The sequence below is a fragment of the Pseudoduganella umbonata genome (assembly GCF_014192225.1).
Taxonomy (GTDB): Bacteria; Pseudomonadota; Gammaproteobacteria; order Burkholderiales; family Burkholderiaceae_D; genus Rugamonas; species Rugamonas umbonata.
The window spans coordinates 348,330-366,754 of record NZ_JACHXS010000007.1 but is presented as its reverse complement, the minus strand read 5'-3'; the positions used below and the strand labels follow the sequence as shown (position 1 = coordinate 366,754).

The 18,425-nt window shown below is 65.6% G+C and carries 14 protein-coding genes; 6 read left to right on the top strand and 8 right to left on the bottom strand.

Features of this window, described 5'->3' with window-relative positions; genetic code table 11:
- Positions 1-372: 372 nt before the first annotated feature.
- Positions 373-1,716: an NADP-specific glutamate dehydrogenase gene (gene gdhA / locus FHS02_RS19450; RefSeq protein ID WP_137315978.1), complete on the top strand. Its 1,344-nt coding sequence runs from the start codon at positions 373-375 to the stop codon at positions 1,714-1,716.
- Positions 1,717-1,785: 69 nt separating this feature from the next.
- Here gdhA and FHS02_RS19445 read toward each other — a convergent pair whose 3' ends face one another.
- Both FHS02_RS19445 and FHS02_RS19440 read right to left on the bottom strand, forming a co-directional pair.
- On the bottom strand, positions 1,786-3,156 hold the full coding sequence (locus FHS02_RS19445) for an MFS transporter (RefSeq protein ID WP_137315977.1): 1,371 nt from the start codon (positions 3,154-3,156) through the stop codon (positions 1,786-1,788).
- Positions 3,157-3,244: 88 nt separating this feature from the next.
- Positions 3,245-3,778 carry a 2,4'-dihydroxyacetophenone dioxygenase family protein gene (locus tag FHS02_RS19440; RefSeq protein ID WP_137315976.1) on the bottom strand — a complete coding sequence of 178 codons (534 nt, stop codon included), beginning with the start codon at positions 3,776-3,778 and terminating at the stop codon, positions 3,245-3,247.
- Between the two features lie 137 nt (positions 3,779-3,915).
- Here FHS02_RS19440 and FHS02_RS19435 point away from each other — a divergent pair, with 137 nt between their 5' ends.
- Entirely contained in the window at positions 3,916-4,863 is a 948-nt protein-coding gene (locus FHS02_RS19435) for a LysR family transcriptional regulator (protein WP_175424907.1), read from the top strand.
- A 16-nt stretch (positions 4,864-4,879) separates the two neighbouring features.
- Here the strand turns inward: FHS02_RS19435 and FHS02_RS19430 are convergent, their stop codons facing one another.
- On the bottom strand, positions 4,880-5,311 hold the full coding sequence (locus FHS02_RS19430) for a hypothetical protein (protein ID WP_137315974.1): 432 nt from the start codon (positions 5,309-5,311) through the stop codon (positions 4,880-4,882).
- Positions 5,312-5,604: 293 nt separating this feature from the next.
- Here FHS02_RS19430 and FHS02_RS19425 point away from each other — a divergent pair, with 293 nt between their 5' ends.
- On the top strand, positions 5,605-6,114 hold the full coding sequence (locus tag FHS02_RS19425) for a host attachment protein (RefSeq protein ID WP_137315973.1): 510 nt from the start codon (positions 5,605-5,607) through the stop codon (positions 6,112-6,114).
- A 267-nt stretch (positions 6,115-6,381) separates the two neighbouring features.
- Positions 6,382-7,116, top strand: coding sequence for a molybdate ABC transporter substrate-binding protein (modA, locus tag FHS02_RS19420; protein WP_137315972.1), 735 nt, complete (start codon positions 6,382-6,384; stop codon positions 7,114-7,116).
- Between the two features lie 7 nt (positions 7,117-7,123).
- On the opposite strand, the gene FHS02_RS19415 is transcribed toward modA, so the two are convergent.
- Positions 7,124-9,118 carry an LTA synthase family protein gene (locus FHS02_RS19415; protein WP_229422332.1) on the bottom strand — a complete coding sequence of 665 codons (1,995 nt, stop codon included), beginning with the start codon at positions 9,116-9,118 and terminating at the stop codon, positions 7,124-7,126.
- 217 nt (positions 9,119-9,335) lie between these two features.
- Between FHS02_RS19415 and FHS02_RS19410 the strand changes: the two genes are divergently transcribed.
- Together FHS02_RS19410 and FHS02_RS19405 are read left to right on the top strand one after the other, a co-directional pair.
- A complete protein-coding gene (locus tag FHS02_RS19410) occupies positions 9,336-12,776 on the top strand; it encodes a hybrid sensor histidine kinase/response regulator (RefSeq protein ID WP_137315971.1) in 3,441 nt (1,146 codons plus the stop codon).
- Entirely contained in the window at positions 12,757-13,680 is a 924-nt protein-coding gene (locus tag FHS02_RS19405; RefSeq protein WP_137315970.1) for a response regulator transcription factor, read from the top strand. Before FHS02_RS19410 ends, FHS02_RS19405 begins: the two co-directional genes overlap by 20 nt.
- A gap of 300 nt (positions 13,681-13,980) precedes the next feature.
- On the opposite strand, the gene urtE is transcribed toward FHS02_RS19405, so the two are convergent.
- Genes urtE through urtB form a run of 4 tightly spaced genes read right to left on the bottom strand, consistent with a single transcriptional unit; the run spans position 13,981 to position 18,227 of the window.
- A complete protein-coding gene (gene urtE / locus FHS02_RS19400; protein ID WP_137315969.1) occupies positions 13,981-14,679 on the bottom strand; it encodes an urea ABC transporter ATP-binding subunit UrtE in 699 nt (232 codons plus the stop codon).
- Between the two features lie 19 nt (positions 14,680-14,698).
- Entirely contained in the window at positions 14,699-15,478 is a 780-nt protein-coding gene (urtD, locus tag FHS02_RS19395; protein ID WP_137315968.1) for an urea ABC transporter ATP-binding protein UrtD, read from the bottom strand.
- On the bottom strand, positions 15,475-16,620 hold the full coding sequence (gene urtC / locus FHS02_RS19390; RefSeq protein WP_137315967.1) for an urea ABC transporter permease subunit UrtC: 1,146 nt from the start codon (positions 16,618-16,620) through the stop codon (positions 15,475-15,477). Before urtC ends, urtD begins: the two co-directional genes overlap by 4 nt.
- Positions 16,617-18,227, bottom strand: coding sequence for an urea ABC transporter permease subunit UrtB (gene urtB, locus FHS02_RS19385; RefSeq protein WP_137315966.1), 1,611 nt, complete (start codon positions 18,225-18,227; stop codon positions 16,617-16,619). Before urtB ends, urtC begins: the two co-directional genes overlap by 4 nt.
- Positions 18,228-18,425 lie beyond the last annotated feature (198 nt).

Here is an 18,425-nt window from a genome sequence, read left to right as displayed (position 1 = left end):
CTTCAGGGTTGAAGTGACAATACAAACAGCTTACACCGGACAATCCCGCGGGGCGAGCATCGTCGCGCCGCCATGCCCGGTGCCGATGCCGCAACGGGGACCGCACCCTGCCCGTCCTGCGCGCCAGGATGCCGTTCAGTATAACCAGACGACACATGGCCGTTCGGCCGAACACCCTTCACTTCCAGCAATCCACATTACGATTGCAGGCATCCGACCCACTAAAATTTCGCCGGGCCCGATTTTGCCGAAGCTTCTTTATTTGTTATGATCGGATTGCTATGCACACAAATGGTGCGCAAATGCACCATTTATGTGCCATCTTTCCACCGTCACTCCCGCAGCGACGCCTTTCGTTCTTTGGGATCACCAATGAAATACGCCTCCGTACACCAGTTCTTGCACCACGTTGCCGACCGCAATCCCGGCCAGCCTGAGTTCCTGCAGGCCGTTACCGAAGTGATGGAAAGCCTCTGGCCATTCATCGAAGCGCACCCGAAATATGCCGAGCAGGGCTTGCTGGACCGCCTCGTCGAGCCCGAGCGTGTCGTGATGTTCCGCGTTTCCTGGGTCGACGACCACGGCCAGGTGCAGGTGAATCGCGGCTACCGCATCCAGCACAGCATGGCCATCGGTCCTTACAAGGGCGGCCTGCGCTTTCACCCGTCGGTCAACCTGTCCGTGCTGAAGTTCCTGGCGTTCGAGCAGACGTTCAAGAACGCGCTGACGACGCTGCCGATGGGTGGCGGCAAGGGCGGTTCGGACTTCGATCCGAAAGGCAAGAGCCCGGGCGAAGTGATGCGCTTCTGCCAGGCGTTCGTGAGCGAACTGTTCCGCCACGTGGGTTCGGACACCGACGTGCCTGCCGGCGACATCGGCGTGGGCGGCCGCGAGGTCGGCTACATGGCCGGCATGATGAAAAAGCTCAGCAACCGTGCCGACTGCGTGTTCACCGGCAAGGGCCTGAGCTTCGGCGGCTCCCTGATCCGCCCGGAAGCGACCGGCTACGGCACCGTCTATTTCGCCGACGAGATGCTGAAAACCCGTGGCCGCTCTTTCGAAGGCTTGCGGGTCAGCGTGTCCGGATCGGGCAATGTCGCGCAATACGCGGTGGAAAAGGCCATGGAACTGGGCGCCAGGGTCGTCACCGTCTCGGATTCCAGCGGCACCGTGATCGACATGGATGGCTTCACGCCGGAAAAGCTGGCCGTGCTGATGGAGGTGAAGAATCATCTGTATGGCCGCGTCAGCGACTATGCCGAACGCACCGGCAGCCGGTTCGAAGCGGGCGTGCGGCCATGGCACATCCCGGTGGACGTAGCCCTGCCCTGCGCGACGCAGAACGAACTGGATGCGGACGATGCCGCCACCCTGATCAGGAATGGCGTGCTGTGCGTGGCGGAAGGCGCCAACATGCCGTCCACCATCGAAGCGGCGAAAGCCTTCGAGGCCGCCGGCGTGCTGTATGCGCCGGGCAAGGCCAGCAACGCCGGCGGCGTCGCCACGTCCGGCCTGGAGATGAGCCAGAACGCCGAGCGCCTCAGCTGGCCGCGCGAGGAAGTGGACGCCCGCCTGCTGCAGATCATGCAGGGCATCCATGCGGCCTGCCTGAAGTACGGCGCGCGGCCGGATGGCAGCGTCAGCTACGTGGATGGCGCGAACATCGCCGGCTTCGTCAAGGTGGCCGATGCGATGCTGGCGCAGGGCGTGATCTGACCGCCACTGCCTGATCGCGACTGCCTGAGCACACGACGCCGCCCGCGGGCGGCGTTTTTGCATCCCCGTTCAGCCCGTGCGCTTCTCGCGCAGCGACTTTGCCGGAATGCCCACCAGCAGCACGATCGCGCCCAGCACCATCATTGCCGCCACAAAATACAAGCCACCGTCGACGCTGCCCGTCGTGGTCTTGAACCAGCCGATCACGAACGGGCTGACGAAGCCACCGACCAGGCCGAGCGAATTGATCAGCGCGATCCCGCCAGCCGCGGCAGGTCCGGACAGATAGGCCGCAGGCATCGCCCAGAACAGCGGCATCGTCGCGAGGATGCCGATGGCCGCGAATGACAGGGCAACCAGTGCCAGCGTCAGGTTTCCGGGAACCAGTGTCGAGACCACCAGCGCGGCGCCACCGAGGAAAGCCGCGCCGGCCGCATGCCATCGCCGCTCCCGGGTCCGGTCCGAGCTCTTGCCCAGCACGACCATGCCGATCGCACCGATGATGTACGGGATGGCCGTGAGCAAGCCGATGCGCAGCGGATCGCTGACGCCGAAGCTCTTCACGATGGCCGGCAGCCAGAACGTGATCACGTAGGTACCGGCGATAAACGTGAAGTACGCGAACGCGAGAATGTAGATTTTCGGATCGCGCATGGCGTCGCGCAGCGAGCCATGGTGCGCCGGGCCCAATGCCTGCCGGTCTTGCTGGAGAGTGCTCTCGATCACTTCCTTGTCGCGCGCCGACAGCCAGGAGGCGTCGCGTGGCCGGTCTTGCAACACGAACCAGGCCAGTACGCCGAGCAGCACGGCCGGCAACCCTTCGAGCAGGAACATCCACTGCCAGCCGGCCCAGCCGTTGACGCCGGCCATGTCGTTCATGATCCAGCCCGACAGCGGCCCGCCGATGATGCCCGCCACCGCCATGCCGGACATGAACAGCGCAATGATCCTGGCGCGCATGCCGGAAGGATACCAATAGGTGAAGTAAAGAATGATCCCCGGGAAGAAACCCGCTTCGAACAGGCCGAGCAGGAACCTGGCGATATACAGCTGGGTCGGCGTGGTGATGAACATCATGCCGGCGGAAGTGAGACCCCACAGCACCATGATGCGCAACAGCGTCTTGCGGGCGCCGATCTTTTCCAGCAGCAGGTTGCTGGGCACCTCGAACAGCGCATAGCCGAAAAAGAAGATGCCGGCGCCCAGGCCGTAGACGGCATCGCTGAAGCCCAGGTCGGCCTTCATCTGCAGTTGCGCGAAACCGATGTTGATACGGTCGAGGTAAGCCGCGACGTAGCAGATGAACAGGAAGGGGATCAGGCGCAGGTTGACCTTGCGGTAAACGGCGGCCTGTTCGGTGCACGGTTGCCTGGACTGTTCATCGGGTTGGGCCGTGGTGCCCGCGAGGGCGCCGGCGATGCCGCTGGTGTCGGTACTCATGTTGCTGCTCCTTTTGATTGTTCTGGCCCGCCGGACGGCGGGCTGTCTCCTGTTTCGGGCTAGCGCTGCTGGAACCGGGGTGCTGCCGTTACCGGATGAAGCGCCGGACGTAATCGGTACCGAGGCCGACCGCCTCGTAGTGCTTCACCGCGGCTTCGAGCTTGGTGAACACATCTTCATAGCCGACCGGCCTGCCTTCCTCGTCGAGGTAGGTGTAAGCCCCCGTCACGTGGAACAGCGTCATCATTTCGCTGACGTCTTCCGGCACGTACAGCGTGTGGATCTCGCCGGGAATCTCGTGGGCATACGAGCCCTCGATCGCGGTCCAGTCATGCTCGAGGTAATACCAGCGGCCCTTCAGCACGTGGGCATGCACCGGGCCGTCATGGCGGTGGCGCGACAGCACGCCGCTTTTGCGCACGCGCAGCACATTGACGAAATAGCCCTGCGTCACGTTCAGGATCAGCGGGCGAAACCACACGTTCGGGGCCTGCGGCACCCATTCGCGTTCGTCCTCCGGCACGGCATCCGGCACGACGAGGTCGTTGATGGCGAAGCGCGGTATCGGCTGGGGGAAGCCGACCAGGTTTTTCGGGTGGGTACGTTCGGTGGACTTGGACACGCTGGATCTCCTTGTTTTGTCGCTGGGAAGGTGCGTTGTACGCACGGTGATGTCCTATCTTGCGGCGCGCGGGGGTACGCCCGCAATGCGATAATCGTCAATGGGTTATGACGAAAATTCACAGCAGCGGAGAGCCGGTGACGATTCAGTTGAGCGAGTTGGAGGTGTTCCTGGCGGCGGTCGAGACGGGCAGCTTTTCAGCGGCCGGGCGCCGCCTCGCGCTGTCGCCGTCGGCAGTGAGCAAGCTGGTTTCGCGGCTGGAGGACCGGCTCGACGTGCGGCTGTTCCATCGCACGCCGCGCATGCTGACGCCTACCGACACAGGCCGGGTGTTGTACGAGGAAGGACAGGAGATTTTCGCGGCCCTGAGCAGCGCCGAAAACGCCGTGCTGTCCTGCTCGGGCACGGTCAGCGGCACGCTGCGCGTGCATTCGATGGTCAGCTTCGCCAAGCACCAGCTGGCGCCAGTGATCGGCGAGTTCCTGGCCCGCTACCCGAAGCTGCGCGTGGAGTTTCACCTGACCAATGAGCCGGTTGATTTCGTCGAGCAGCGCATCGACGTGTCGATCCAGGGCGGCCCGCTGCCCGATTCCTCGCTGGTGGCGCGGCGCCTGCTCGACAGCCCGTGGATCGTGTGCGCTGCCCCCGCCTACCTGGCGCGCCATGGCACGCCACAAACGCCGGACGACCTGGCACGGCACAACTGCATCAACTTCAGCCACCGCGCCGACTGGAACCTGTGGCCGGTGATGCAGGAGGACGGGCCCCGCATGGTCACGGCAAAGGGTAACCTCGGCGCGAACCAGGGCGACATGCTGCTGGCACTGGCGCGGCAAGGGCTCGGGCTGGTTCGCCTGGCCCGCTTCCATGTGGGCGACGACCTCGCCGCGGGGCTCCTGGTACCGGTGCTGACGGCATTCCAGCCGCCAGGGCAGGAACCGCTTTACCTGGCCTGGCAAAGCCGCAAGCACCTCAGCCCGCGCGTGCGGGTGTTCCTCGAATACATGCAGGAAAAGTTTTCCACGGGCGCCCAGCCGGATGAGCGGGTCGCCACGCAGCGGCCTGCCGCCCAGCCGGCCGGCTGAGCGGCCGCAGGCAGCGTCAGGGCTGCTGCCCGCCCCCGGTCAGCGACGTGCCGTGGCCGGACGACGTACCCGTGCCGGTGCGGGTATCGGCGGCGCTGGCCGCCTCGCCCAACCCGGTGCCGCCGGCCGCCGCCGAATCGGTCGCGGGGCTCATCCGGTCGGCGGACACCGTGCCGCCCGGCGTGCCCGGCATGCCGGTCGCGTCGACACCGTCATCGCGCAAGCCCTTGCCGCCGGGGCCGGAATTACCGGACTGCTTCGCCGCCGCCGATGCATCGGTACCGCCGGCGGCGCCCACCACTTGGGCACCCGGCGCCGCCGGTGCAGGCTGCGCAGGCACCGGCCGGGCGCCCTGCTCGGCCAGCGTATCCTGGTTCGTTGCCCGTTGCGAATTGCCGGCGTCCTGGCCGCCGCCGTTCTGCAAGTCTTTCTGTTCGTTTGCCATCATGGCCTCCTGTGATCTGGAATCGGCACATTGTGCGCAAGTCGCGCGCCGGCGCGCGCACGGTTCGCGCACCGGCAGCCCGGCTGTTTGGCGTGCGGTCGGCGCCCCGCCGCGTTGGTGCGCCGGGGTTCCGGCGCCGAGGCTATACTGGCCTCGCCATGACCGGCATGCGGATGGCAGCCGGCGTTCCTGGCCCGCGCGGCGGGCATGCGGACTTCATGGCACTGCGCTTGTTTCCGGCGGTGCCCCATCGCCGAAACATACTATTCACGATCACATACCGAGACAGGAATAGCATGAAACCAACCTGGATTATCACGGCCAATGCGGGCCGGGCAAGGATCTTCGAGGAATCCGCGCTGACCGAACCTCTGCAGGAGATCGAAGACATGGTCAGCCCCGGCGCCAGGCAGAGCATCTCCGATGTCATGACCGACCAGGCCGGCCCGACGGCCGCCGCCAAGAGCAGCCACAACATCGGCAGCGGCAACCAGGCGCCCGGCATCCCGCACAATGCCAATTCCGGTGCGCCGAACAAGCAGTACCAGCCAGCTGTCACGCCAAACGAGGCCGAGGCGGTGAAATTCGCCAAGGATATTTCCTCCTACCTGAGCAAGGCCCACCAGGAGGGCCGCTTTGCCCAACTGGTCATTTCCGCGTCGCCACAGTTCCTGGGCACGCTGCGCACGGTCATCGATCCGCAGCTGAAAGACTTGATCAAGACCGAGTTCAACAAGGACTACACCCACTTCAACGGCCCGCAACTACGCGAGCAGCTGCAGGCACTGAAAGACAAGCAGGAATAAGCCAGGCGTCGTTGCTGCGCACCGGGGCACCATTCAATCGGTGCCCCGGTGCGCTCGCGCCTCCGTACCCTATCGCGCCGCCCGGCGCGCACCGGCCCCGCACCAGCTCGCGGCAAAGCCGTCAAGCCAGGCAATCCCCCCACACGCCGACCCGACCCATGATTGCCCGACTACGCCACCTGGCTATCGGGAGTCGTGACAACGGGTCGCTGGCGGCAGCGCTATATACTCATGTATATTGCGCTTTCCACACCATCTGGAGCGACGATGCGAAAGAAAATCCTTGCCGCGGTATTCACGGCGGCTATCCCGATGCTGGCCAGCGCAGCCGACATTACCGTTTCCGCGGCCGCCAGCCTGACCAACGCATTCAAGGAACTGGCGCAGGCGTTCGAGGCGGCCCACCCGGGCAATCGCGTGCTGCTGAACTTTGCCGCGTCCGACCCGCTGGTACAGCAGATCGCCAAGGGGGCGCCGGTGGACGTGTTCGCATCCGCCGACCAGGAAGCCATGGACAAGGCCGAGAACCGGAAACTGATCGCGCCCGGCACGCGGCGCGATTTCGTCAGCAATACGGTGGTGCTGGTCGTGCCGGCGGGCAGCCGGATCGCCTCGCTGGCGGACCTGCGCGGCGCGCAGCGGCTGACCACCGGCAATCCGGCCAGCGTACCGATCGGCCGCTACACGCAAGAGGCGCTGGCGAAGGCGGGGCTGTGGCCGGGCCTGGAAGCGAAATTCGTCTTCGGCACCTCGGTGCGGCAGAGCCTCGACTATGTGGCGCGCGGCGAAGCAGATGCGGGCTTCGTCTATGCCACCGACGTGATGGCGCAAAAAGGCAAGGTGAAAGCCGTGGCCACGATTCCAACCGCGACGCCGGTGCGCTATCCGATTGCCGTCATCGCCAATGCCCCGCAGCCGGCACTGGCGCGCCAGTTCGCCGACTACGCCGCGTCCGGTGCCGGCCAGCAGATCCTTGCGAAATACGGCTTCGGCAAGCCATGACACACGGCTATCTGCCGGGCGGCAGCCGGTACAGGCCTTCCCGGTACAGCAGCGACGGCAGCATCACGTGCGCCATCGCGCGCTCCACCTGCGCCGCCGTGGGCTTGCCGGCCGCATCGTTGTCGAATTCGCCCGTCGCCATGTCGTAGCGTCCCAGCAGCGGGCTGCCGGATGGCCGCAGGATCGTGGCGGTGCTGCCTTCCAGGTAGGCAAAGTAATTATCGAACTGCAGCAGCGCCCTGCCCGGCGACGTGCTGTCGCGCACGAGGTCGCGCCCGATCATCGGGTGTTCGCTGGCCACGCCCATCAGCGACAGCAGCGTCGGGCCCAGGTCGATCTGGCTGGCCATCGTGGCGATGCGTTTCGGCGCGATGTCGGCACCGAGGATCAGGCCGGGGATGTGGAATTTCTTCACCGGCACCAGCGCATTGCCGTACACCCGGTTGTCATGGTCGGCCACGATCAGGAACACGGTGTCCTTCCAGTAGTCCTCCCGCTTGGCCGCCGCGATGAACTTGCCGAGCGCGAAGTCGGCGTACTTGACGGCGTTGTTCACCGTCTGCTTGTCCGCATCGTGCAGCGCGATTTTCCCGTCCGGGAATTCGAACGGTTCATGGTTCGACGACGTGAAGATCAGGCTGAAGAACGGCTTGCCTTCCTTGTGCAGGGCTTTCAGCCGTTCCAGCGACTTGTCGAACAGGTCTTCGTCCGAGGCGCCCCAGCTGCCGGTGAATGCCGGCTTCATCTGCTTGCGGTCGACGATCTTCTGGACGCCGTTACCGGTGAAGAAACTGCGCATGTTGTCGAAGTGGGCCTCGCCGCCATACACGAATTCGGTGTGGTAGCCCTGCTGCCCCAGCCCGGCTGCCAGTGTGTAGAAGTTGGTCTGCGACAGCGACAGCTTGACGACGCTGCGCGCCGGCGTGGGCGCATAGCCCGACACCACGGCCTCGATGCCGCGCACCGACCGGGTGCCGGTCGCATACAGCTGCTCGAACCACCAGCCCTCGTTCTTCAGTTTTTCCAGCTCCGGCGTCAGCGGCAGTCCACCCAGCGACTGCACGAAGGTCGCGCCCAGGCTTTCCTCCAGCACGATCACCAGGTTCAGCGGCCGGTCGCGGCGGATCGCCGGTTCCTGGTGGTGCAGCGTGGGCATGGCCGGGTCGGTGAAGCGCACGTCGCGCAGCCACGGCACCTTCTTCACCTCGGCCAGCACGCGCGCCCGGTCCATGTCGCCATAGATTTCCGACGAGGTCTTTTCTTCCATCATCGAGGCCACGCCTTCGAGCATCGACCAGGGCGAATTGATGATCAGCGAATTGACCATCGCATCGCTGGTCAGCGCGAACAGGGCCGCGTTGGCCGGGCGGTGGGCGGTCGTCGAGCGGATCTGCATGACGACGGCCAGGCAGATCAGCGGCCATGTCAGCAGCACCTTCCAGGCCGGCCACATCGTCACCCGCGCCGCCCCGGCGCGCAGCAGCCGGTGGATGGCCACGCCCAGCAGCATCGTGCCGGCCATGCCGAGGATCACCGCGATGCGGAAGCCGTTCCACAAGGTCGACAGCACTTCGACCGGGTCGGACAGGTATTCGACGAACAGGCGGTTCGGCCGCACGTCGTACTGCATCACGAACTGCGGCGTGGAAAATTCCATGAAAACCACGAAGACCAGTGCGGCCGTTGCCCACGCCAGCGTCAGCCCGCGCCACAGCGTGGCCAGCCGGCGGTAGGCCAGCAGTGGCGCCAGCAGCAGCGGCACGGCCAGCAGGTAGCCGAGCAGGATCAGGTCCGCCCGCACACCCTGCAGCAGCATCTGCCCGGGGATGCCTTCGGCCGAGACACGCTGCCATTGCCATGCCATCAGGCCGATGCGCGACAGCGACAGCACGCCCAGGCCGATCAGCAGCATGCGCAGCAGGATGGCGTAAGGACCGGCCCAGGAAGCCCGCTGCAGCGGGCGGATGGCCAGCTCATGGAGGATAGGATTCTTTCTCAACATTGTCTTTTCCTACAAGAACTTTTTAACGGCGATCGGCCATTCTACGCGTATGGCCGAGCAGCTTTCAACTGAAAAGTTCGCCGGATCCCACAATGGTTGAGCGGGCAAAGTTCTTGCATATCAGATAGATAAAGCAGATGGCAGCGCCAATGCAGCACGGGCGACAACCGCCCGCATACCCCCTATTGCCCCAAGTTGGGGCATCGAAGCCGCCACGATGACGACCGCCGCACCAAAACAAAGCGTTCCCGCCGAGAGCGAGCCGCCCCAGCGCATCATCAAGATCCGCCGGGACTACAACACGTGGGTCGCCGATGAAACAATCGAGGATTACGCGCTGCGCTACACGCCGCGCTCCTTCCGCAAATGGTCGGTCTTCCGCGTGTCGAATACCGCCTTCGGCGCGATCTCGTTCCTCGTGCTGGAAGCGATCGGCGGCACCATCGCCGTCAACTACGGCTTCGTCAACGCGTTCTGGGCCATCCTCACCGTCGGCCTGATCATTTTCCTGACCGGGCTGCCGATCAGTTACTACGCGGCCCGCCACGGCGTGGACATGGACCTGCTGACGCGCGGCGCCGGCTTCGGCTACATCGGCTCGACCATTTCATCGTTCGTGTATGCGTCGTTCACGTTCATCCTGTTCGCGCTGGAAGCGGCGATCATGGCGTATGCGCTGGAGCTGTATTTCCACCTGCCGCTCTATCTCGGCTACCTCGTCAGCGCGCTGGTGGTGATCCCGCTGGTGACGCATGGCGTCACGCTGATCAGCCGCATCCAGATGATCAGCCAGCCCATCTGGCTGGTCCTGCTGGCGCTGCCGTTCATCGCCATCCTCCACAAGCAGCCGGAGCTCGTCGGCGAGCTGGCGCATTTCACCGGCCAGTCGCCGGACAATGGCGGCTTCAACATGCTGCTGTTCGGCGCCGCCACCGCCGTCGGCGTGGCCCTGATCACGCAGATCGGCGAACAGGTCGACTTCCTGCGTTTCATGCCGGAGCAGACGAAGGAAAACCGCCTGCGCTGGCACCTGGGCGTGCTGGTGGCGGGGCCGGGCTGGATCGTGCTCGGCATGCTCAAGATGCTGGGCGGCGCGCTGCTCGCGCTGCTGGCGATCAAGGGCGGCGCGTCGCTGGCCGAGGCGGTGAACCCGAACCAGATGTACCTTGCCGGCTTTTCCGAGGTATTTTCCAATCCCACCCTGGCCGTGCTGGCGACCGCGCTGTTCGTCGTCATCTCGCAGGTCAAGATCAACATGACCAACGCCTACGCCGGGTCGCTGGCCTGGTCGAATTTCTTCGCGCGCCTGACGCACAGCCATCCCGGCCGCGTGGTGTGGGCCGTGTTCAATGCGCTGATCGCCGTGCTGCTGATGGAGCTGGACGTGTTCCAGGCGCTGGACCAGGTGCTGGGCCTGTACTCGAACATCGCGATCGCGTGGATCACGGCCGTCGTGGCGGATCTCGTCATCAACAAGCCGCTGGGCCTGTCGCCGCCCGGCATCGAGTTCCGCCGCGCGTACCTGTATGACATCAACCCGGTCGGCGTCGGCGCGATGCTGCTGGCGTCCGTGCTGTCCGTCGCCGCGTTCACCGGCCTGTTCGGCGAGCAGCTGCAAGCCTTTTCGGCCTTCATCGCGCTGGGCACCGCCATGGTCGCGTCGCCGCTGATCGCCTGGGCCACGGGCGGCCGCTATTACCTGTCGCGCCCTGCCCACAACTGGAATCATGGCAATAACGACAGTGCGCACACCAAGGTGTGCTGCATCTGCGAGAAGGAATACGAAACGGAAGACATGGCGCACTGCCCCGCCTACCAGGGGCCGATCTGCTCGCTGTGCTGCTGTCTCGACGCCCGCTGCGACGATGCCTGCAAGCCGCACGCCCGCTTCGCGCACCAGTGGGAAGGGGCCATGAAAAAACTGCTGCCCGCGTCGATGTGGCCGTACATGACCAGCGGGCTCGGTCACTACCTGATGCTGATGATGGTGACGGTATTGTTCGTCGGCGCGCTGCTGGGCCTGCTGTACGTGCATGAGCAGAACGCGCTGGGCGAGGCGGCCGCCGCACTGCTGCCGGCGCTGAAGCTGGCCTACCTGAAGATCTTCGCGGCGCTGCTGCTGGTCAGCGGCATCGTCGCGTGGTGGCTGGTGCTCACCGGGGCCAGCCGGCGCGTGGCGCAGGAGGAATCGAACCGCCAGACCAGCCTGCTGCAACGCGAGATCGAGCTGCACGGCCGCACCGACGCCGCCCTGCAACTGGCCAAGAAACAGGCCGACGCGGCCAACCAGGCCAAGAGCCGCTACATCGCCGGCATCAGCCACGAGATCCGCACGCCGCTGAACAGCATCCTTGGGTATGCGCAATTGCTGGACAACGATCCGGCGATTCCCGCGCACCGCCAGCAGGCCATCCGCGTGATCCGCGGCAGCGGCGAACATCTGCTGTCGCTGATCGAGGGCACGCTGGACATCGCGCGCATCGAGGGGGGCAAGTTCAGCTTCGACATCCGCGAAGTGGATTTCCACGAATTCATCGGCCAGCTGGTGCGCATGTTCGAACAGCAGGCCACCGCCAAGGGCCTGGCGTTCCGCTACGAACCGGCCGGCGAACTGCCCCAGGTGGTGCGGGCGGACCGCAAGCGGCTGGGCCAGATCCTGATCAACATCCTCGGCAACGCCGTGAAGTTCACGCGGCATGGCACGGTCACGTTCCGCGTGCGCCATGCGCGCGACCTGGTCACCTTCGACATCGAGGACACCGGCGCCGGCATCCTGCCCGACGAGGCTGAGCGCATCTTCGAACCGTTCTCGCGCGGCAGCGCCGCCAACGGGCCGGGCGCCGCCCCCGGCACCGGCCTGGGCCTGCCGATCAGCAAGATGCTGACGCAGATGATGGGCGGCGAACTGACGCTCGACAGCACGCCCGGCGCCGGCAGCACGTTCCGCATCCTGCTCCGGCTGCCGCGCGTGCATGGCGCCACGCCGGCCGCCGTGCGCGGCCCGGCCCGCATCGGCTACGCGGGCCCGCGCAGGAAGATCCTTGTCGTCGACAACGAGCAGGTCGACCGCGAGCTGCTCGTCAACATCCTGGCACCGCTGGGTTTCGACACGGCGCAGGCGCAGTCCGGCCAGCAATGCCTCGACCATTACCGGGATGTCCAGCCGGACCTGATCCTGATGGACCTGGCGATGCCGGGCATCGACGGCTGGGAGGCCAGCCGCATCATCCGCCACGAGCACGGTGCGCCGGTACCGATCCTGATCGTGTCCGCCAATGCCTACGACAAGGCGCTGGACAATCCCGCCGGCATTCCCGCCGAGGATTTCATCGTCAAGCCCGTCAACGTGGCGGAACTGCTGGAGCGCATCGGCCGGCGGCTGGGGCTCGAATGGCTGACGCAGGCCCCACCGGCAGTGCCCGCACCCGTGGCACCGGCCCTGCGCTTCCCGCCGGCCGCGCAGCTCGATGCGCTGCGCGACCAGATCGCTGCCGGCTATGTGCGCGGCATCCGCGCACAGCTGGACGCGATCGGCGCGCTCGGCCCCGATTACGATGCCTTCGTCGCAGCGATGCGCGGCCATGCCGCCCGCTTCGACCTGGAGGCGATGTCACGATTCCTGGAACAGGGAGAACACCATGTCAAGCAAACCACCTGACCGGCATGCCAGTCACGTCGTCCTGATCGTCGACGACGTGCCGGAAAACCTGGCCGTGCTGCACGACGCGCTGGACGAAGCCGGTTTTACCGTCCTCGTCGCCAACAACGGTCCCGCCGCGCTGGAGCGCGCCCGGCAGCTGGTGCCGGACATCATCCTGCTCGATGCGATGATGCCCGGCATGGACGGCTTCGAAGTATGCCGCCACCTGCGTGCCAGCATCATCACGCGGGCCATCCCGGTCGTGTTCATGACGGGGCTCACGGAACCCGAACACGTGGTGGCGGCCTTCGACGCCGGCGGCACCGACTACGTGACCAAGCCGGTGCGGCAAAGCGAGGTCCTGGCAAGGATCGCCGCCCACCTGCAAACGGCACGGCTGATGAACCAGGCGCGCAGCGCGCTCGATGCGTTCGGCAACGCAATGCTGGCGGTCACGCCGCACAACGGCCGCATCGTCTGGCAAACGCCGCTGGCGCGGCAGTGGATGGGCCAGTATTTCGACACGGCGGATGCCACGCCGCCGGCACTCGGGGACTGGCTTGCCGGCGACAAGAGCATGCCGCTGACCATCATGCGCGGCGCCAGCCGGCTCGTGTTCACGGTGGCGGACCTGGGCAGCGAACAGTGGATGATCGTACTGCGCGAGGAATCCGATACGGCGCGGGTGCAGGCCCTGATGGCACTGCTGAAGCTGACGCAGCGCGAATCCGAAGTGCTGCACTGGGTCATGATGGGCAAGACCAACCGCGACATCGGCGACATCCTCGGCACCAGCCCGCGCACCGTCAACAAGCACCTCGAACACGTGTTCCACAAGCTGGGCGTGGAAACGCGCACCGCCGCCGCCGCGCTGGCGCTGAACCGGATGCGGGCCAGCGCGCCGGCGGTGGAGACGGTTTAGCGTTCGATGTTCATGTGGCGCTTGCATACCAGGGGTCTGTCCCCGGTAAGTGTTTGCCTTAGTACCAGCCGTTGACGTCACTAGGGGACTGACCCCGGTTTTTGGATGCGCCGCCGTATTGCATGCAAAAGGCTGGGGTCAGTCCCCTTGCAAAGCCAACAGCAGGCTTGGCGCCAACACTTACCGGGGACAGGGAGGAGCGATCCCTTGCATGGGATCGCCGCTACACAGGCGAGGAGCAGGCTCCTCGAAACCCCTGTTTCGCCCCCAGATACCCAGCGCCATATGTAACATCCAGCATCACACTGCCAGGTGCCGCCGCACGTGCTCCTCGCCCATCTCCGCCGCATCTCCGCTGGCCACCACTTCGCCGCGCGACATGACCACGAACTTGTCGGCCAGCTCGTGCGCGAAGTCGAAGTACTGCTCGCACAGCAGGATGCCCATGTCGCCCCGTTCGCGCAGCATGCGGATCACCCGCCCGATATCCTTGATGATCGACGGCTGGATGCCTTCGGTCGGTTCGTCGAGGATGATCAGGCCCGGCTTCTGCAGCATCGCCCGGGCGATCGCCAGCTGCTGCTGCTGGCCGCCGGATAAATCGCCGCCGCGCCGGTGCTTCATTTCCTTCAGCACCGGGAACAGTTCATACACCTCGCCGCTGATCGTGGCCGCCTCCCGCGAGGACAGCGTGGCCATGCCCATCGTCAGGTTTTCCTCGACCGTCAGCCGGGCGAAGATCTCCCGGCCCTGCGGCACATAGGCGATGCCCGCCCTGGCGCGCTGGTGCGGCTTCAGCTTGGTGATGTCGCGGCCGTTCCAGCTCACCTTGCCGCGCGCGACCGGCAGCACGCCCATCAGGCATTTCAGCAGCGTGGTCTTGCCCACGCCGTTGCGGCCCAGCAGCGCCATGCACTGGCCTTTTTCCACCGTCAGCGATACGCCGCGCAGCGTGTGCGACGAGCCGTAATACTGGTTGACATGTTCGACTTGCAGCATATGCGTTCCTGCCTTTCCTTTATCGTCCCAGATACACGTCGATCACCCGCTCGTCGGCCTGCACCTGGTCCATGCGGCCCTCGGCCAGCACCGAGCCTTCGTGCAGCACGGTCACTTTGCCCTGCTGGGCGATCTCGGTCACGAAACCCATGTCGTGTTCGACGACCATGATCGAATGCTTGCCGCGCAACTCGTTCAGCAGCTCGGCGGTGCGCGCCGTTTCGGCGTCGCTCATGCCGGCTACCGGCTCGTCGAGCAGGATCAGCTGCGGTTCCTGCATCAGCAGCATGCCGATTTCCAGCCACTGCTTCTGGCCGTGCGACAGCAGGCCGGCCAGCCGGTCTTCCTGGCCGTTCAGCCGGATCAGCCGCAGGATCGACGCGATCTTGTCTTCCTGCTCGGAAGTCAGCCGGGCGAACAGCGTGGGGCGCACACGCTTGTCCATCTTCATCGCCAGTTCCAGGTTCTCGAACACCGTGTGCTGCTCGAACACCGTGGGGCGCTGGAACTTGCGGCCGATGCCGGCATGGGCAATCTCGTATTCCGTCATCGTCGCCAGGTCGTAGTTCTGGCCGAAAAAGGCGGTGCCGGACGTCGGCCGTGTCTTGCCGGTGATGACGTCCATCATCGTCGTCTTGCCGGCACCGTTCGGGCCGATGATGCAGCGCAGCTCACCCACCGAGATGTCCAGATTGAGCTTGTTGATGGCGCGGAAGCCGTCGAACGACACGGTAATGTCGCTCAGGTACAGGATCGCGCCGTGGGTGGTGTCGAGTCCTTCTCGCTTCAAGGCGCTCATGCGGCCTCCTTCGATTTTTCTTCCACCGGCGCGTCGGCCGGCGTCTTGCGCCGCAGCGCTTTCAGGTCCTCGAACAATCCCAGGATGCCCTTGCGCATGAACAGCGTGACCAGGATGAACAGCAGGCCCAGGGCAAACAGCCACAGGTCGGGGAACGAGGCGGTAAACCAGCTCTTCAGACCGTTGACGGTGAACGCGCCGACGATCGGGCCGACCAGCGTGCCGCGCCCGCCGATCGCCACCCACACCACCATCTCGATCGAGTTCGCGGCCGACATTTCGGAAGGATTGATGATGCCCACCTGCGGCACGTACAGCGCGCCGGCGATCCCGCACAGTACGGCGGACAGCGTCCACACGAACAGCTTGAACCACAGAGGGTCGTAGCCGATGAACATCAGCCGCGATTCCGAGTCGCGCACGCCCTGCAGCACGCGGCCGAGGCGCGACGTGACGATCCACCTGCACAGCACCAGCGCACCGACCAGGAATGCCAGCGTGACGATGTACAGTACCGCCCGGGTGGCCGGCGCCGTGATGTCGAAGCCGAGGATGCGCTTGAAGTCGGTGAACCCGTTATTGCCGCCGAAGCCGGTATCGTTGCGGAAGAACAGCAGCATCGCCGCATACGTCAGCGCCTGCGTGATGATCGAGAAGTACACGCCCTTGATGCGCGAGCGGAACGCGAAGTAGCCGAACACGAAGGCCAGCACGCCCGGCACCAGCACCACCAGCAGCATGCAGTACCAGAAGTTGTCCGTCATCGCCCAGTACCACGGGTACTCCTTCCAGTCGAGGAAGACCATGAAGTCCGGCAGGTGGCTCTGGTAGACGCCGTCGCGGCCGATGGCGCGCATCAGGTACATGCCGTGCGCATAGCCGCCCAGCGCGAAGAACAGGCCATGGCCCAGCGACAGGATGCCGGTGTAGCCCCACACCAGGTCGAGCGCCAGCGCGGCCAGCGCGAAGCACATGAACTTGGCCACCAGTCCCAATACGTAGCTGGAGATGTGCAGTGCATGGCCGGCCGGGAACACGAGGTTCAGCAGGGGCAGCGCGGCGGCCACCATGGTGACCACGGCCAGCGCGGTCCAGGCACGTCTTGAAAACAATGATTTTCGTGAAGCGATGCGGGCGTTCATTCGACGCTCCTTCCCTTCAGCGCGAACATGCCTTGCGGCCGGCGCTGGATGAAGATGATGATGAAGACGAGGATCGCGATCTTGCCCAGCACGGCGCCAGCCACGGGTTCCAGGAATTTGTTGACTTCGCCCAGGCCCAGCGCGCCGATCACGGTGCCGGCCAGCTGGCCGACGCCGCCCAGCACCACCACCATGAACGAGTCGACGATATAGGCCTGGCCCAGGTCCGGCCCCACGTTGCCGATCTGGGACAGCGCCACGCCGCCCAGGCCGGCGATGCCGGACCCGAGGCCGAACGTCATCATGTCGATCCGGCTGGTGGGCACGCCCACGCAGTCGGCCATGCGGCGGTTCTGCATCACGGCGCGCACGAACAGGCCGAGGCGCGTTTTATTGAGGATCAGCCAGACGGCAGCCACGACGAGGGCGGCAAAGATGATGATCGCGATGCGGCTGTACGGCAGCACCAGCGAGCCCATGACGGTGACGCCGCCGGCCATCCACGAAGGATTGGCCACTTCCACGTTCTGCGCGCCGAACACGGTACGCACCGACTGCATCAGGATCAGGCTGATGCCCCAGGTGGCCAGCAGCGTTTCCAGCGGGCGGCCGTACAGCCAGCGGATGACGGTGCGCTCGAGCAGCACGCCGACGGCGAATGCCACGAAGAAGGCGCACGGCAGCGCGGCGACCAGGTACCAGTCGAGCGCACCGGGGAAATACTGGCGGAACACCGCCTGCACCAGGTAGGTGGTGTAGGCGCCGATCATCAGCAGCTCGCCGTGCGCCATGTTGATGATGCCCATCAGGCCGAACGTGATCGCCAGGCCCAGCGCCGCCAGCAGCAGCACGCTGCCCAGCGACAGGCCGTAGAACAGGTTGCCCACGAATTCGGCCCGCGACACGCGGCTGTCGATCTCGTTGAGCGTGTTGGCCGCGGCCAGGCGCAGGTCGCCGTCCGGCTCCGCGTAGCTGCCGTCGGCGTTCTTTTCCAGCATGGCCTGCAGTTGCGGGCGCAGCGACGCGGTGCCGGTATCGGCCAGCGCGAGCACGGCCGCCTTGCGCACGGCGGCATCGGGCGACTGCAGGTCGGCCACCGCCTTCGCCGATTGCAGCGTGGCCCTGATGCCCGCGTCGGTTTCCACGGCCAGCGCCTTGGTCACCAGCAGCAGCTGCTCCGGCGAGACACCGCGCTCCAGCAAGGCTTCGGCGGCGGCGCGGCGCTGTGCGACGTCCGGCGACAGCAGCGCCATGCCGGACAGCGCGCCATCCACCGCGCCGCGCAGGCGGTTGTTGACGACAACCCCGTCGACACCGTCCGGCAGCGGACCGGTGGCACCCGTGGCCGGGTTCCAGCCGCTGTCGTCGGTGACCACCAGCACGCCGCCGTCGGGCGTCGTGTACAGGCTGTCGTCCTTCAGCGCCTGCAGCACCTTGCGGGCATCGTCGTTGGCCAGCGCGGCGATGCGGGCGACAGCCTCGATGCGCGCATCGGGGTCGTCGCCCGCCAGGGGTTTCAGGAGGTTCGGGTCGATCGCTGCGTGCGCCGAGAGGGCTGCGAAGCCCAGTATCAGCGACGCGGCGAGGATTCGGAGGAGATGCGCCATATCGGGCTTCCGTAGTGAAGATTGCAAACGCGGACCAGCAGCGTTCGATAACAGCTGGTGTCGGACACCAAGGGTGTCGGACACCGGTTTCTGGCGGCCGGGCGGATCACCGGGGACAGTCCCCAAGCGAGTGAACCGGGGACAGTCCCCTCTGCCGCGGGCTGTTCCCGCATCCGTCTTATTCCAGCTGGTACTACC